Origin of the sequence: Pseudomonas asturiensis (assembly GCF_900143095.1) — a bacterium.
In the GTDB taxonomy this organism is placed as follows: Bacteria; Pseudomonadota; Gammaproteobacteria; order Pseudomonadales; family Pseudomonadaceae; genus Aquipseudomonas; species Aquipseudomonas asturiensis.
Genome location: NZ_FRDA01000006.1, coordinates 266,148 through 282,919 on the forward strand (window position 1 = coordinate 266,148; position 16,772 = coordinate 282,919).

Here is a 16,772-nt window from a genome sequence, read left to right on the forward strand (position 1 = left end):
TGCAGTTGCGCTTATTGCGGGTTCGCCCGGGTGCTGGAGAGCAGCGACTTCAGGTTGGCAGCCTTGGGCTTGACCAGCCAGAAGCGACGCAGGTAGTCGTCCAGGTTTTCCGCGAGGTTGCGACCCCATTCACTGTCGGTTTCTGCGACATACTCGTTCAGCACGCTCTGCAGGTGAGTGCGATAAGCCTCCATCGCCTCGCCGCTGATGCGCTGGATCTCAACCAGTTCGTGGTTGACGCGGTCAACGAACGTGTTGTCCTGATCGAGCACATAAGCGAAACCGCCTGTCATGCCGGAACCGAAGTTGTAACCGGTCTTGCCGAGTACGCAAACGAAACCACCCGTCATGTATTCGCAGCAGTGGTCGCCAGTGCCTTCCACAACTGTGTGGGCACCGGAGTTACGGACTGCGAAACGCTCGCCCGCAGTGCCCGCCGCGAACAGCTTGCCGCCGGTCGCGCCGTACAGGCAGGTGTTGCCGATGATTGCGCTTTCGTGGGTCTTGAACGGGCTGCCCTTGGGCGGCACGATCACCAGCTTGCCAGCGGTCATGCCTTTACCGACGTAGTCGTTGGCATCACCTTCCAGGTACATGTTCAGGCCGCCAGCGTTCCACACACCAAAGCTCTGACCGGCAGTGCCCTTGAAGCGGAAAGTGACCGGTGCGTTGTTCATGCCCTGGTTGCCGTGCAGGCGGGCGATTTCGCCGGAGATGCGTGCGCCAATGGAACGGTCGCAGTTGCAGATATCCAGTTCGTACTCGCCGCCACTGAGGGCTTCGATGGCGGGCTTGGCCAGCTCGACCATCTTCTCGGCCAACAGCCCCTTGTCGAAGGGCGGGTTGCGGTCCACAAGGCTGAACTGAGGCTTGTCAGCCGGAATGTGGTCACTGCCCAGCAATGGCGTCAGGTCCAGGTGCTGCTGCTTCTCGGTTTCACCCGGCAGCATTTCGAGCAGGTCGGTACGGCCGATCAGCTCTTCCAGCGAGCGCACGCCCAGTTTGGCCAGCCACTCGCGAGTCTCTTCAGCCACGTAGGTGAAGAAGTTGATCACCATGTCGACGGTGCCGATGTAGTGATCCTTGCGCAGCTTTTCGTTCTGGGTTGCAACGCCGGTAGCGCAGTTGTTCAGGTGGCAGATACGCAGGTATTTGCAGCCCAGCGCGATCATTGGCGCGGTCCCGAAGCCGAAGCTTTCGGCACCCAGGATCGCTGCCTTGATCACGTCGAGGCCGGTTTTCAAGCCGCCGTCGGTTTGCACACGGACCTTGCCGCGCAGGTCGTTGCCGCGCAGGGTCTGGTGCGTTTCAGCCAGGCCCAGCTCCCACGGCGCGCCCGCGTATTTGATCGAGGTCAGCGGCGACGCACCGGTGCCGCCGTCATAACCGGAAATGGTGATCAGGTCGGCGTAGGCCTTGGCAACACCGGCCGCAATCGTGCCGACGCCCGCTTCTGCCACCAGCTTGACCGAGACCAGCGCGGCCGGGTTGACCTGCTTGAGGTCGAAAATCAGCTGCGACAAGTCTTCGATGGAATAGATGTCATGGTGCGGCGGCGGCGAAATCAGGGTCACGCCCGGCACTGCATAACGCAGCTTGGCGATCAGACCGTTGACCTTGCCACCGGGCAATTGCCCGCCTTCGCCAGGCTTGGCGCCCTGGGCGACCTTGATCTGCAGCACGTCGGCGTTGACCAGGTATTCCGGCGTTACACCGAAACGACCTGTCGCGATCTGCTTGATCTTGGAGCTGCGGATGGTGCCGTAGCGCGCCGGGTCTTCGCCGCCTTCACCGGAGTTGGAGCGAGCGCCCAGGCGGTTCATGGCCTCGGCCAGTGCTTCATGCGCTTCAGGCGACAGTGCGCCCAGCGAGATACCGGCGGAGTCGAAACGCTTGAGGATCTCGGACAGCGGCTCGATGTCGTCGATGTTCAGCGGCTGGTCGAGGGTCTTGACCTGCAGCAGGTCGCGAATCATCGACACCGGACGCTTGTCCACCAGCGAAGTGTATTCCTTGAATTTGCTGTAGTCGCCCTGCTGTACAGCCGCTTGCAGGGTGCTGACCACGTCCGGGTTGTAGGCGTGGTATTCGCCACCGAACACGAACTTGAGCAGACCGCCTTGCTGGATCGGCTTGCGCGGGCTCCAGGCTTCGGCAGCCAGGGCTTTCTGTTCGGCTTCGAGGTCCACGAAACGCGCGCCTTTCAGGCGGCTCGGCACACCACGGAAGCTGGTGTTGCAGACTTCTTCAGACAGGCCGATGGCTTCGAACAGCTGCGCACCACGGTAGGACGCAACGGTCGAGATGCCCATCTTGGACAGGATCTTGAGCAGGCCCTTGGTGATGCCTTTGCGGTAGTTCTTGAAGACTTCGTACAGATCGCCCAGCACTTCGCCAGTACGGATCAGATCGCCCAGCACTTCGTAGGCCAGGAACGGATAGACCGCCGAAGCGCCGAAACCGATCAGCACCGCGAAGTGATGCGGGTCACGGGCGGTCGCGGTCTCAACCAGAATGTTGCTGTCGCAACGCAGACCCTGCTCGGTCAGGCGGTGGTGAACCGCGCCAACCGCCAGCGAGGCGTGGACCGGCAGCTTGCCCGGTGCAATGTGACGATCGCTCAGCACGATCAGGGTATGACCGGAACGCACGGCTTCTTCGGCCTGATCGGCGACATTGCGCACAGCGGCTTCAAGGCCCATCTGCTCGTCGTAGTTCAGGTCGATGATGTAGCGCTCGAAACCCGGACGCTCCAAGTTCATCAACGAGCGCCACTTGGCCGGAGAGATGACCGGCGAGCTGAGGATCACGCGCGAAGCGTGCTCAGGCGACTCCTGGAAAATGTTGCGCTCGGCACCGAGGCAGATTTCCAGCGACATGACGATGGCTTCGCGCAGCGGGTCGATTGGCGGGTTGGTGACCTGCGCAAACTGCTGGCGGAAGTAGTCGTATGGCGAGCGCACGCGACGCGACAGCACCGCCATCGGCGTGTCGTCACCCATCGAACCCACGGCTTCCTGACCCTGCTCGCCCAGCGGACGCAGCACCTGATCACGCTCTTCGAACGTGACCTGGTACATCTTCATGTACTGCTTGAGCTGGTCGCTGTTATAGAAAGCCGAACCGTGGTCGTTGTCTTCCATGGTCGCCTGGATACGCAAGGCGTTCTTGCGCAGCCACTGCTTGTACGGATGACGCGACTTGAGGCGGTTGTCTATGGCGTCGGTGTCGAGAATCTGGCCGGTCTCGGTATCGACCGCGAAAATCTGGCCCGGACCGACACGGCCCTTGGCGATAACGTCTTCAGGCTTGTAGTCCCAGACGCCGATTTCCGACGCCAGGGTGATGTAACCGTTCTTGGTGGTGACCCAGCGCGCCGGGCGCAGGCCGTTACGGTCGAGCAGACAGACGGCGTGGCGACCTTCGGTCATCACGACACCGGCCGGGCCGTCCCACGGTTCCATGTGCATGGAGTTGTATTCATAGAACGCCCGCAGGTCGGGGTCCATGGTCTCAACGTTCTGCCACGCAGGCGGAATGATCATGCGCACGCCGCGGAACAGGTCGATACCGCCGGTCACCATCAGCTCCAGCATGTTGTCCATGCTCGATGAGTCGGAACCGACACGGTTGACCAGTGGCCCCAGTTCGTCCAGGTCCATCAGGTCGTTGGTGAACTTGGTGCGGCGCGCCTGGGCCCAGTTGCGGTTACCGGTAATGGTGTTGATCTCGCCGTTATGGGCGAGGAAGCGGAAAGGCTGAGCCAGCGGCCATTTCGGCAGGGTGTTGGTCGAGAAGCGCTGGTGGAACACGCAGATTGCGGTTTGCAGGCGCTCGTCGCTCAGGTCCGGGAAGAAGGCCGTGAGGTCGGCCGGCATCATCAGACCTTTGTAAATAATGGTCTTGTGGGAAAAGCTGCAGATGTAATGATCGGTGTCCGCCGCGTTGGCAACCGACGAGCGGCGACGGGCGCTGAACAGCTTGATCGCGAATTCCTGATCGCTCAGGCCTTCACCGCCGATGTAGACCTGCTCGATCTTCGGCAGACGCTCCAGCGCGAGACGGCCCAGCACGCTGGTGTCGATCGGCACCTGGCGCCAGCCCACCAGATCCAGGCCTTCGGCCAGGATTTCGCGGTTCATGTTTTCACGGGCCTCATCGGCCTTGGCGTCGTCCTGATTGAGGAACACCATGCCCACGGCATATTGGCGGGGCAGATCGACGCCGAAGTGATCCTTGGCCATCGCGCGCAGGAAGCCGTCGGGCTTCTGAATCAGCAGACCACAACCGTCACCGGTCTTGCCGTCGGCGTTGATACCGCCGCGGTGGGTCATGCAGGTCAGGGCTTGGATAGCCGTCTGCAACAGGTGATGACTGGGCTCGCCTTGCATATGTGCGATCAGGCCGAAACCACAGTTATCCTTGAATTCATCTGGTTGGTACAGACCTGCTTTCATAGACACTTTCTCACCAGGCTGCCTCTATGCGAGGCAAATTTCCTTTTAATTCAACGAATTACCTGACACGCCGAACGTACGCCGGCTTCGGACGGGCAAAACGGAGGTCATTGTACACAGCGATACTGGGGCTCACAAATTTAACGACGATTGGTGGATAATCAATGTCGCAATTATGAAAGTTTTAAAGCGGGTCGCTGTGGTAGTCAAAGTATTTCTTGAAGAATCTGACTGAAGCGACTGAGACTGCGGAGCGTTTGTAACGCAGACGCCACAAGGCGCGCCCCGAAAAGGCGGCGCGCTCAAGCGGGTAAAGTCAGGTTTGCCGGGTGAGCGGCCCGGATAGGGCCGCTGCGACTTCAGCGAGTGGCGCCAAGCTCTTGTTGGATGCTGGCGACAGTACGAGGCCAAGGTTTACCAGCCTGAACCTTGGCTGGCAATACCTTGATGGCTGCCAGGGCGGCAGCACGGTCAGAAAAGTTACCGTAGGTCACCACATACAGCGGCTTGCCCTGCAGGGTTTTCTTGAAGTAGCGGTACTCGCCGCCCTGCTCCGCCACGTAGGCCTGAGCGGTGGCTTCGGAGCTGGTGCCGAGGATCTGCACCACGAAGTGACCAGGTGCCTGACCGCTGTACCAGTTGCCACCGGCAGCAGGCTTGGCAGCAGCCGGTTTTTCGGCGGGCTTGGCGGCCGCAGCCGGCGCTGGCTTGGCGGTGGCCACCTGAGTCGGCGCAGGCGCAGGCTTGGCGGCTGGTGTGACAGGCGTTGCCGGTGTTGGCGCGGGTATCGAAGAGCGCGGCGTCTGCGCGGCAGCCTGACCAGCAGGAACGCCAGCAGGTGGCGCAGTGGTGGTCACGGTTGCAGGCTGAGCAGGCGAACCCATCGGCACTGCGTCTTCATCCGAGTCACCCGAGCCTGCGGCCTCGGCCAGAGGGCCGCGCATGACAGGCTGCGAATTGCCGACCAGCGGCAACGGCATTGGCTGTGAATTGCCCGCGAACTCGATGGCCGGGCCACCGTTGTTCGACTGCTGAGCAGATGGCGTGCCCTGACCCAGAGGCAGTTGTGCCTGGGCAGAAGCAGGGGCATTGGCCGGTGTGCCTGTCTTGTCGCCACGACCCGGGATCAGCACAGCGGCTGCCACGGCTACGATAACGACGGCACCCAGAGCCAATACGTGTTTTTTCGGCATGTTGAACCCCACACTTGGACGCTTGACCGCAGAACGACTTGCGATCATCGCCTCGATCATTGAATCGCGGGCCACCTGGTTGATCGCCCCAGGCCAGCCATCGGACTGTTCATGAATATCGGTGATCTGGTCGGCAGTAAACAATGCGATTCCTTGCCCTGCACCCTCCAGACGCTGAGCCAGATACTCCCGGGTTTCTTCTTCCGTATAAGGTTGCAGCTCGATGACGTGAAAGCGTTCGCCTTCGACGTCACCCTGCATGTCGGCACACAGCTGATCGAGACGGTCGAGCAGCGATGGCTCGCCAAACAGGAACACGTGCGGACGCCCTTCCGGCGTACCCACAGCAAGACCCAGCAACGCTTCGAGCGCCGAATCGCCAAGTTGTTCCGCGTCGTCAACCAGCAAATACACTTCCTGACCGGTCAGCCCCAACTGAACGACCTGCGACAGGATCGGCTGCATCTCGGCCTGGGCAACACTCAGCGCCTGGGCAACCTGCTGCAGCACACCGGCTGCATCGTTGGCGCCGCGTGCGGAAACGACCACGCTCTGAACCGATTGTTTATTGGTGCTTGCCACCAACGCCTGGCGCAGCAGGGTCTTGCCGCTGCCCTGAGGCCCGGTGACTGCCAGCAGCAGCTGGCTGTAACGCGCCAGGTGGTGCAACTGGCCCAGCACGGGTTTGCGCTGGGCAGGGAAAAATTTGAAGCCAGGTACCCGCGCTGCAAAGGGGTCATGACTCAACTGGTAATGGCCGAGGAAGGCCTCGTCGGCGTGCAAACTAGTCATGGGTATTCCGTTAACCTCTAAGCTGATCCACCAGGGCGCGGTAATCCGCAACCAGGGTGGCCTGTAATACTTCTTTTGGATAATCGTCCGTGATAACCGCTTCACCCATCCGACGCAGCAGCACCAGCCGCAGGCGTCCGTCGATGACTTTCTTGTCGATCGCCATGTGCTCGAGGAAATGCTCCTCGGTCATGTCCTGTGGTGGCACCACGGGCAGTCCGGCCCGCTGGAACAGCCGGATGCCACGGTCACGTTCCTGCGTGCTGATCCAGCCCAGGCGTGAGGACATTTCCAGCGCCATGACCGTACCGGCAGCAACCGCTTCGCCGTGAAGCCAGACACCATAGCCCATCTGCGTCTCGATGGCGTGACCGAATGTGTGACCCAGGTTCAGGGTCGCCCTGATACCCGACTCGCGCTCATCGGCACCGACCACCAGCGCCTTGGCGGCGCAGGAGCGCTCGATGGCTGTGGTCAACGCAGCCTGATCGAGCCCGCGCAAGGCGTCCATGTGCTCCTCGAGCCAGGTCAGGAACGGCTCATCGCAGATCAGTCCGTATTTGATGACTTCGGCAAGCCCGGCGGACAGCTCACGCGCAGGCAGGGTATTGAGCGACGCGGTATCGATCAGCACGACACCTGGCTGGTAGAACGCACCCACCATGTTCTTGCCCAGCGGATGGTTGATACCGGTCTTGCCACCCACTGACGAATCCACCTGTGACAACAGGGTGGTCGGAATCTGAATGAAGTTCACGCCGCGCTGGTAGCACGCGGCCGCGAACCCGGCCATGTCGCCGATTACACCGCCGCCCAGCGCGATCACGGTAGTACGGCGATCGTGACGGGCCGTTAGCAGGCCATCGAAAATGGTCTGCAGGGTTTCCCAGTTCTTGAAGGCCTCGCCATCGGGCAGCACGATCGGCAGCACGTTGTAGCCCGCCAATGTGCGGGTCAGTCGCTCCAGATACAGAGGTGCCACTGTCGTGTTGGACACGATAGCCACCTGGCGCCCGACGATGTGCGGGGCCAGCAGCTCAAGCCGATCCAGAAGGCCTTCGCCGATATGGATCGGATAGCTACGTTCACCAAGCTCGACCTTAAGTGTCTGCATGTGTCCCCACATTGATTACGGGTTGGGCGGTTGCACGCTTGCGTGCGTCAGGACAGCCATGCTCCGGGAGCCTGTACCGTCACTGTTTTTTAATGGTCGCCGAGGATAGCGCATTTTTGGCCGCGCTTTAACGGGGAGGAAGCTCGGCCAGACGCGCCAGAATATCCAGAACCACCATACGCGGCGGCCGTTCATCGGTTTCGACCACCAGATCGGCGATCTCTCTATACAAAGGGTCGCGAATTGCCAGCAGTTCACCCAGCACCCGGGCCGGGTCTGCCGTGCGCAGCAACGGACGATTGCGATCACGCGCCGTACGACCGACTTGCTGTTCAACAGAGGCGTGCAGGTACACCACGCGCCCGCCTGCATGCAGCGCCTGACGATTTTCGCTGCGCATGACGGCACCGCCGCCCGTTGCCAGGACAACGCCGTCGGCCTCGCACAGTTCGGCAATCATCGCCTGCTCACGGTCGCGAAAGCCCGGCTCGCCTTCCTTGTCAAAAATCCAGGGAATATTGGCGCCCGTACGCAGCTCGATTTCCTTGTCGGAATCCTTGAACGGCAGTCGCAACTCTTTGGCAAGCAAACGGCCGATGGTGCTCTTGCCAGCACCCATCGGCCCCACAAGTATTAAATTTCGCACAGAATCAACGACTCACAGCAATCGCCTGGTTGTTCATGATACGCGGTGTCAGAAATACCAACAGCTCGGATTTTGCCTCTGATACCACGTCGCGCCTGAAAAGGCGGCCAAGATACGGCACATCACCGAGAAATGGCACTTTCTCTACAACTTTACTTTGCGTATTGGAGAACACACCGCCGATCACAATCGTCTCGCCGTCGGAAATCAGCACCTTGGCGTTGACCTCGTTTTTCTTGATCGGCGGCACACCCAGCACGGCATTGAGGTAGTCGGGCTCATCCTTGGTGACCTTGACTTCCATGATGATGCGGTTGTCCGGGGTGATCTGCGGGGTGACTTCCAGCGACAGGGACGCTTCCTTGAAGCTCACGGTCGTGGCGCCGCTGGAGCTGGATTCCTGATACGGAATCTCCGTGCCCTTGAGGATCTTGGCGGTTTCCTTGTCGGAGGTCACGACCTTGGGCTGGGAGACGATTTCGCCGTTGCCGGTTTTTTCCATCGCGCTCAGTTCAAGGTCGAGCAGCGCGTTATTGGTCAGGAAGCCGATGCCAACGCCAGCCGTGGCATCGGGTGCTCCCAGATCCACGAAAGGAATATTCGCGGTCAGGTCGTTCCCCGTATTGCCTGCCTCGTCGCCGTTATCATCGAGACCGCCAATGCTCCACTTGCGAGACCGATCGGTCCGGCCGCCCCAGCGCACGCCGATCTGCTTGTCGTAGTCGACGTTGGCCTCGACGATGCGCGCCTCGATCATGACCTGACGTACCGGAATGTCGAGCTGGGACACAATGCGGCGCAACTCGTCCAGCCGGTCCTGAGTCTGGTAGGCAATGATGTTGTTGGTGCGCTCATCCACAGTGATGGATCCGCGCTCGTCGGTCTTGGACTCGGCACTGGTGACCGACTGAAACAGCTTGGCGATGTCGCCCGCCTTGGCGTAGTTGACCTGCAGCAGTTCGCGGCGTAGCGGTGCCAGCTCGGCAATCTGCTTGAGCGATTCCAGCTCCTGACGTTCACGGGCGGCAATCTCGTCGGCCGGCGCGACCAGCAACACACTGCCGACCTTGCGCTTGTCCAGGCCCTTGGTCTTGAGCACCAGGTCCAGCGCCTGATCCCACGGCACGTTCTGCAGTCGCAGGGTAATGCCGCCCTGAACCGTGTCGCTGGCAACCAGATTGAGGTTGGTGAAATCGGCGATCAACTGCAGCACCGAACGCACGTCGATGTCCTGAAAGTTGAGCGACAGCTTCTCGCCGGTATACACCGGCTTGTCGGCGGCACGTCGGTCCACGTCCTCGTTGGTCAATGGACGCACGCTGATGGTCAGTTTGTTTTCGGTCTGGAAGGCCGAGTAGTCGAACGCACCGGACGGTTCGATGGAGATGCTGGCCTTGTCGCCCGAGGCAGTAGCACTCACGAACTGCACCGGCGTGGCGAAATCCTTGACGTCCAGTCGCACACGCAGTGGATCGGGCAACTGGGTCTTGGCGAAGTCCACACGAATCTTGCCGCCCTGCTCCTGAATGTCCGGCGCAATGCTGGCGTTACTCAAGTCGATGATCACATTGCCTTCGCCCAGCTCACCGCGCTGGAAGTCGACGTTGCGAATGGCCCGCGCACCGGCAGGCACATAAGGACGTGCTGAGGCGGGCGTAGGCGGCGGTACTGCAACCCTGACAGCGCCCTTGGCGGTACTGGGCTGGGAGGCCTGGGCGGCAGCGGCACCCTGACCGATCACCACGAACAGATTATTGCCCTCGACGCGCGAGCTGTAAGGCGACAGCGACGTCAGGTTGATGATGACCCGCGTCCGATCCTGGGCCTGAACCACGACCACGCTGCGCGCGTTGCCCGCACCCAGATCACGGCTCTTGGTTGCAAGCTGGCTGGTCACGCCCGGCAGGTCCAGCGCAATGCGCGCCGGCTGCTCGGTCGTGTAGCCACGCGGGGCAGGCACCGGCGAATCGAATGCAAGCTTGAGCTCGATCCGGTCACCCGGCAGCGCAGCAACGTCCAGGGTCTTGAGGTTGGCCGCCTGGAGAACCGGCGACATCATCGCTATCCATAACGACACGCCGATAATCGAAAGAATCCGGGTCATGATCAATTTCCGTTGTGCGGTGCTTTGCATGCTTGGCCTTGCCCACTTCATGAGCGTTCTTTGAGGGAAATACTGCGCGGCCTTTCAAGCCAGGCCCCCTCTCCATCAGGAACAATTTCAATCACATCGACCTGCGCATCGCTGACCGACACAATCCGGCCGTTATTACGGCCTATATAATCTCCCACCTTGACCCGGTGAACCCCTCCGGCTCCGCGCAGCAAGGCGAACGTACCCGACTCGTTGCCGATGGTCCCGACCATCTCGAACGCTTCGATATTGAACCCCTCAAGGAACTGCTTGACCCGGTTCAGATCCGGCGCGACCAGTCGCGAACCCTTCTGACGGTTGAGCATGTCCAGCTTGATGGCTGGCTGAAACGGACTGCGCAGGCTCGCCGCGTTGTAGGTGAACGCTTCATACGCCCGAAACTTGGGCAACGCCTCGATGGTGCCGCTGGGACGCGCCTGGGCCTGAGCCACGAACTCGCTCAGATCGGCAAAATCCTTGTCACCGCCGCAGCCGGCCAGCCCTGTCAGGGCCGCACTGACGCACAACATACGCGCCACCCTCATTTCTTCAGCCCTTCATCGTTGTAGCGGTAGGTCTTGGCCAGGATGCTCATGCGCAGCTTGCCGGACACCTTGGGATCAACCGGTTTGATGTCGAAATCATGCAGTGTCACGATCCGCGGCAGGCTGGCTACGCCGCTGACGAAGGTCGCAAGATCGTGATATCCACCCACCACGGTGATCTGTATGGGCAATTCGATGTAGAACTGCTGGACGGCTTCGGGCAACAGCTTGATTTCCTCGAACTCCAGACCGCTTCCCAGCCCGGTGCGTGTGATGTCTTCGAGCAGGCCCGGCACTTCGGTATCGCTGGGCAGTTGCCGCAGCAAGGCACCGAAGGTGTTTTCCATTTCTTCCATCTGCTTCTTGTAGGGCTCAAGGTTCGCCGCCTGGAACGCCTTGGTGGAGAACTGCTCCTTGAGCGTGGCTTCGCTTGCCTGCGCGCCAGTCAGTTGGGCTTCCAGGTCCTGGATAAACAGGAAATAGCCCAAGGCGAAGATCAGCACCGCCACCAGCACCCCTGAAATGACCTTCACCGCAGCCGGCCATGAACCCATGTTGCTCAGGTCAAGCTCGTTGATGTCGACCTTGCGAAGCCCTTCCAGCCATTCGGTCATGCTCATGGCCTGGCTCCTTCGGCAGCAGCCTGAGGCTGGGTCTGGCGCACGGTCAGCTGAAAGATGTTCGCCTGGTCGACAGCACCGGCTGTGGTGGCCTTGACTTCAGTCAGGCTCGGCGCCTCCAGCCAGTCGGACGCTTCGAGGTTGCGCATGAGGTCCGAGACACGGTTGTTGGATTCGGCAGCGCCGGTGATGGCGATCATTTTGTCGGTCATTTTGACTTCGGAGAAATACACGCCATCGGGTAGCGTACGGGCCAACTGGTCGAACACCCGACCTGTGACGGGACGGTTGCCCTGCAGGTCCTGGATGATTTTCATACGCTCCAGCAACTGCTTGCGACGCGCCTTCAAGTCGCCGATTTCCTTGATGCGGGTGTCGAGCAGCGCAACCTCTTTCTGCAGAAAGGCATTGCGCGCCAGCTGCTGGTCGATGGCGGCGCTGACGAAGCGATCGATCAGGAACAGAATCCCGACAGAGATCACGAGCACGCCGACCAGCGCGGTCAGGAAACGCTTTTTTCGTTCTTCGCGTAATTCTTCACGCCAGGGCAGTAAGTTGATCCGTGCCATCAGTCAAAGCTCCTCAACGCCAGACCGCACGCGATCATCAAGGCTGGCGCATCGCTGGCCAGCGCACCGGCGTTGACCCTGGAACTGAGCGCCATGTCGGCAAACGGGTTGGCCACCTGGGTGGGCGTACCAAGGCGACGCTGGATCAAGTGTTCAAGTCCTGAAATCGAAGCCGTGCCGCCTGCCAGCATGATGTGATCCACAGAGTTGTACTGACCTGCGGCGAAGAAGAATTGCAGGGAACGCGAGACCTGCTGCACCAGCGCATCCTTGAAGGGTTCCAGGACCTCACTGACGTAATCGTCAGGCAGGCCGCCCTGCTTTTTCGCAAGGCCGGCTTCTTCCATCGAGAGGCCATAGCGTCGCTGGATCTCGTCCGTCAGTTGTCGTCCGCCAAACAGTTGCTCGCGGGTATAAATGATGCGGCCGTGGTGAAGTACGCTCAGGGTGGTCATGGTCGCACCGATATCGACGACAGCGACAGTCATCTCGTCATGGCCATTGCCCAATTGCGTCGCCAGCAAGCCGAATGAACGTTCCAGCGCGTAAGCCTCGACGTCGACAACCCGCGCAGTGAGCCCGGCCAGTGCCAGTGCAGCCTCGCGAACTTCGACGTTTTCCTTGCGACAGGCTGCCAGCAGAACCTCGACACGCTCGGGGTTGCGCACCGAATAGCCCTGCACCTCGAAATCGATGGCGACTTCTTCCAGCGGATAGGGAATGTATTGGTCGGCTTCGAGCTTGAGCTGGTTCTCCATGTCGTCGTCCGACAGGCCGGCATCCATCTCGATGGTCTTGGTGATAACCGCCGAACCGGCCACGGCCACCGCCACGATTCTGGCGCTGGTCTTGGCCTTGACGATAACCCGTGACAGCGCCTGACCGACCCCTTCGAGCTCGGCTATGTTCTTCTCGACCACGGCATTGGCAGGCAGCGGCTCGACGGCGTAAGACTCGACTTTGTAGCGATTTCCGGAGCGACTCAATTCAAGGAGTTTTACCGAGGTGGAGCTAATATCGATCCCTAGAAGGGTGTTGGCCTTCTTACTGAAGAGTTCGAACACAACCTGATTCCTATGAGTTTCCGTCACTTACGGAGTTATTTCGGGTCGACGTCACTGTCGGCAGCCTTGACAGTAGCGCAAATCACGCTTGGGGACGAAAAATGCTTATAATGCCCAGCGTTTTTTTCGTTTGAGAAAGCTTCAAGGCGTGTTCATTTGTAAATGCCTGCGCTTAACCCATTATTTTTTCTGGAAATCCAAAAGCCTTGATACGCCTGCTGAAGTTTTTCTGGTGGTCTCTCGTCGCGGTATTCTGCTCGCTGCTGCTCGGCCTGAGTGGCGCGTTCCTTTATCTGAGTCCCACTCTGCCATCCGTTGAGGCGCTGCGAAGCATCCAACTGCAAATTCCCCTGCGCGTTTACAGCAGCGACGGCAAGCTGATCGCCGAATTTGGCGAGATGCGCCGCACCCCTATTCGCTTCGCCGAGATCCCACCCAACTTCATCAACGCCCTGTTATCGGCCGAAGACGACAATTTCGCCAATCACTACGGCGTCGATCCCAGCAGCCTGATGCGCGCCGCCACACAACTGGTGAAGAGCGGTCACATTCAATCAGGCGGCAGTACCATCACGATGCAGGTCGCGAAAAACTTTTTCCTGACCAGCGAAAGAAGCTTTTCACGCAAAACCACCGAAATTCTTCTCGCTCTGCAAATCGAGCGCCAACTCACCAAGGACGAGATTCTTGAGCTGTACGTGAACAAGATCTATCTGGGCAACCGGGCCTATGGCATCGAGGCGGCGGCGCAAGTCTACTACGGCAAATCGATTCGCGATGTAAGTCTTGCGCAAATGGCCATGATTGCCGGTTTACCCAAGGCCCCGTCACGTTTCAACCCATTGGCCAACCCGGCCCGCGCCAAGGAACGTCGCGACTGGATCCTGGGACGCATGTACCGTCTGGGCAAGATCGACCAGACGGCCTATCAGGCCGCTCTGAGCGAACCACTCAACGCCAGCTACCACGTTCCGACACCTGAAGTTAACGCCCCTTATATCGCTGAAATGGCCCGCGCCGAAATGGTCGGCCGTTACGGCAGCGACGCCTACACCGAGGGTTTCCGCGTTACCACGACCGTTCCAAGCGGCCTGCAGGAAGACGCCAACAAGGCCGTTCAGCGCGGTCTGATCGAGTACGATCAGCGCCACGGCTATCGCGGCCCGGAAAGCCGCTTCCCCGGCATGACCCGCGCCAACTGGGCTCAGGAACTGACCAGGCAACGCACGATCAACGGCCTTGAGCCTGCCATCGTGACCCAGGTCGACAAAACCGGCTTGCGCGTGCTGACGCGCAATGGCGAGAAAGAGGAAACGGTCGACTGGAGCACCATGAAGTGGGCGCGCCCGTACCTGAACACCAACAGCCTGGGCGCCAATCCGAAGCAGCCGGGCGATGTAGCCAAGGTCGGTGATCTGGTTCGCCTGCTGCGTCAGGACGACGGCTCGCTCAAATTCAGTCAAATTCCCGTCGCGCAAAGCGCACTGGTGTCACTGGATCCGCAGAATGGCGCCATTCGCGCACTGGTCGGTGGCTTCGCGTTCGAGCAGAGCAACTACAACCGTGCCATGCAGGCCAAGCGTCAGCCGGGTTCGAGCTTCAAGCCATTCATTTATAGTGCTGCACTCGATAACGGCTACACCGCTTCGAGCCTGGTGAACGACGCGCCTATCGTGTTCGTCGATGAATACCTGGACAAGGTCTGGCGTCCGAAGAACGACACCAACACGTTCCTCGGCCCGATCCGCCTGCGCGAAGCGCTGTACAAGTCGCGCAACCTGGTTTCGATCCGCCTGCTGCAGGCACTGGGCGTGGACAGCACGATCGACTACATCACCCGCTTCGGCTTCGCCAAGCAGGACCTGCCGCGCAACCTGTCGCTGGCTCTGGGCACCGCAACGCTGACCCCGATGGAAATCGCCACGGGCTGGAGCGCCTTTGCCAACGGTGGTTACAAGGTCAGCCCTTACCTGATCCAGACCATCGAGAACCGCGACGGCCAGACCCTGTTCGCGGCCAACCCGCCCAGCGTACCGGCTCATGATGTGAAGACCGCGCCTGATACGTCGACCTTTGCGGTACACGACAGCCCCGACCTGACGACCAACGCTTCGAACGCACCTGCCGAACCTCAGGCACCCGCCGTGGCCGAGCGAATCGTCGACAGCCGTACGACCTACATTCTGAACAGCATGCTGCAGGACGTGATCAAGCGTGGCACAGGGCGTCGCGCACTCTCCATGAACCGACCTGACATTGCAGGCAAGACCGGTACGACCAACGAATCCAAGGATGCGTGGTTCTCCGGCTACAACGCTGACTACGTGACCACGGTGTGGAGCGGTTTCGATCAGCCGGAAAGCCTGGGACGTCATGAGTTCGGCGGCACGGTCTCGCTGCCGATCTGGATGGACTACATGAGCGCCGCACTGAAAGACAAGCCGCCGCATCAGCAGGCAGAGCCGGATGGCATCCTCAGCCTGCGCGTCGACCCGGTCAGCGGCCGCGCGGCAACGCCGAGTACGCCGAATGCGTTCTTCGAACTGTTCAAAAGCGAAGACACGCCACCGAGCGTCAACGAACTGGGCGGCGGCAGCGCGCCGGGCAGCCCGTTGCCAGCGGATGAGTCGGCGCCGATCGACTTGTTCTGATGCAAACCGCCTCCCACGGAGCAGTGAACTGCGCACTCCGTGGGAGCGGACTTATCCGCGAAGACTGAGTTTCAGGCGCCCCACTTTGGCTGAATGTACTGACCCCTTCGCGGACAAGTCCGCTCCCACTGGCTGACGGGACCGGTTTTCACTCCGTGGGAGCGGACTTGTCCGCGAAAGCCATGGGTCAGACGACCCGGCTTCAGCGGATGTGCCGGCCTCTTTGTGAGCAAGCTCACTCCCACCGGGATGTGAACTACGCACTCCGTGGGAGCGGACTTGTCCGCGAAAGCCATGGTTCAGACGACCCGGTTTCAGCAGATGTGCCGGCCTCTTTGTGAGTAAGCTCACTCCCACCGTGATTGCCACCCGTGAGGCCTACCTGCACGACCGACAGTCGCCCCGATAATTTTTACTTACTGAAAAACCTTCGAGCCCGGTATGATCGCGCGCCCGATTCACCCGGAAGTCTGAACTCAAATGAAACCCACCTTGATCGCCGCCGCAGAACTCGATCGCATCGATACCTGGGCCAAGTACTCCAGCCACATGTGTGGAGGCTGCGTCTCCAGTTGCTGCACGCTGCCGGTCGAAGTGAAGATCAAGGACCTGATCCGCATCGGCATCGTCGATGATTTCGAGCGCGGTGAGCCAGCGAAGAACATCGCCAAGCGGTTGCAGAAGGAAGGGATCGTCGAGCGCTACAACCAGAAGTCCGAGATCTTCACCTTGCAGCGCATGAGCAACAACGACTGCCTGTACCTGGATCGCAAGAGCCGTCTGTGCACGATCTATGAGAAGCGCCCGGACACGTGCCGCAACCACCCCAAGATCGGCCCACGGCCCGGCTATTGCGCCTACAAGCCAAAAGCCGTCGTACGCCCTGAAAGCGGCTCGCTGAGAAACGCCACCAGCGCGCCTGTCCCCAAGTTCTGAATGATCGGCTGAAGGGGCGCAGAGCGTCCCTGACAGCAACGCACGCGCAAT

Annotated in this window: 11 protein-coding genes; 2 read left to right on the forward strand and 9 right to left on the reverse strand. The window is 60.4% G+C overall.

Annotation, left to right across the window (positions count from 1 at the left end; all coding sequences use genetic code 11):
- Window positions 1-11: 11 nt before the first annotated feature.
- From gltB to BUB69_RS13545, 9 genes are all read right to left on the reverse strand, one after another.
- Window positions 12-4,457: a glutamate synthase large subunit gene (gltB, locus tag BUB69_RS13500; RefSeq protein WP_073167437.1), complete on the reverse strand. Its 4,446-nt coding sequence runs from the start codon at window positions 4,455-4,457 to the stop codon at window positions 12-14.
- A 359-nt stretch (window positions 4,458-4,816) separates the two neighbouring features.
- Entirely contained in the window at window positions 4,817-6,442 is a 1,626-nt protein-coding gene (locus tag BUB69_RS13510; RefSeq protein ID WP_073167441.1) for an SPOR domain-containing protein, read from the reverse strand.
- 10 nt (window positions 6,443-6,452) lie between these two features.
- Window positions 6,453-7,556 (reverse strand): 3-dehydroquinate synthase, encoded by a 1,104-nt coding sequence (gene aroB / locus BUB69_RS13515; protein WP_073167444.1) that lies wholly within the window; start codon window positions 7,554-7,556, stop codon window positions 6,453-6,455.
- Window positions 7,557-7,683: 127 nt separating this feature from the next.
- Window positions 7,684-8,202 carry a shikimate kinase AroK gene (gene aroK, locus BUB69_RS13520; RefSeq protein WP_004882714.1) on the reverse strand — a complete coding sequence of 173 codons (519 nt, stop codon included), beginning with the start codon at window positions 8,200-8,202 and terminating at the stop codon, window positions 7,684-7,686.
- Between the two features lie 4 nt (window positions 8,203-8,206).
- Entirely contained in the window at window positions 8,207-10,306 is a 2,100-nt protein-coding gene (locus BUB69_RS13525; RefSeq protein ID WP_024689066.1) for a type IV pilus secretin PilQ, read from the reverse strand.
- A 47-nt stretch (window positions 10,307-10,353) separates the two neighbouring features.
- Entirely contained in the window at window positions 10,354-10,881 is a 528-nt protein-coding gene (locus BUB69_RS13530) for a pilus assembly protein PilP (RefSeq protein ID WP_073167450.1), read from the reverse strand.
- Window positions 10,878-11,501, reverse strand: a complete 624-nt coding sequence (gene pilO / locus BUB69_RS13535) for a type 4a pilus biogenesis protein PilO (RefSeq protein WP_073167453.1) — start codon at window positions 11,499-11,501, stop codon at window positions 10,878-10,880. Before pilO ends, BUB69_RS13530 begins: the two co-directional genes overlap by 4 nt.
- Entirely contained in the window at window positions 11,498-12,070 is a 573-nt protein-coding gene (locus BUB69_RS13540) for a PilN domain-containing protein (RefSeq protein WP_073167456.1), read from the reverse strand. Before BUB69_RS13540 ends, pilO begins: the two co-directional genes overlap by 4 nt.
- Window positions 12,070-13,134 (reverse strand): pilus assembly protein PilM, encoded by a 1,065-nt coding sequence (locus BUB69_RS13545; protein ID WP_073167460.1) that lies wholly within the window; start codon window positions 13,132-13,134, stop codon window positions 12,070-12,072. The genes BUB69_RS13540 and BUB69_RS13545 overlap by 1 nt, the downstream gene beginning before the upstream one ends.
- 209 nt (window positions 13,135-13,343) lie before the next feature.
- On the opposite strand from BUB69_RS13545, the gene BUB69_RS13550 reads away from it, so the two are divergent.
- Both BUB69_RS13550 and BUB69_RS13555 read left to right on the forward strand, forming a co-directional pair.
- Complete coding sequence (locus tag BUB69_RS13550) at window positions 13,344-15,785, forward strand: penicillin-binding protein 1A (protein WP_425439368.1); 2,442 nt, start codon at window positions 13,344-13,346, stop codon at window positions 15,783-15,785.
- A gap of 480 nt (window positions 15,786-16,265) precedes the next feature.
- Window positions 16,266-16,721 carry a YkgJ family cysteine cluster protein gene (locus tag BUB69_RS13555; RefSeq protein ID WP_073167466.1) on the forward strand — a complete coding sequence of 152 codons (456 nt, stop codon included), beginning with the start codon at window positions 16,266-16,268 and terminating at the stop codon, window positions 16,719-16,721.
- The last annotated feature ends 51 nt before the right edge of the window (window positions 16,722-16,772 follow it).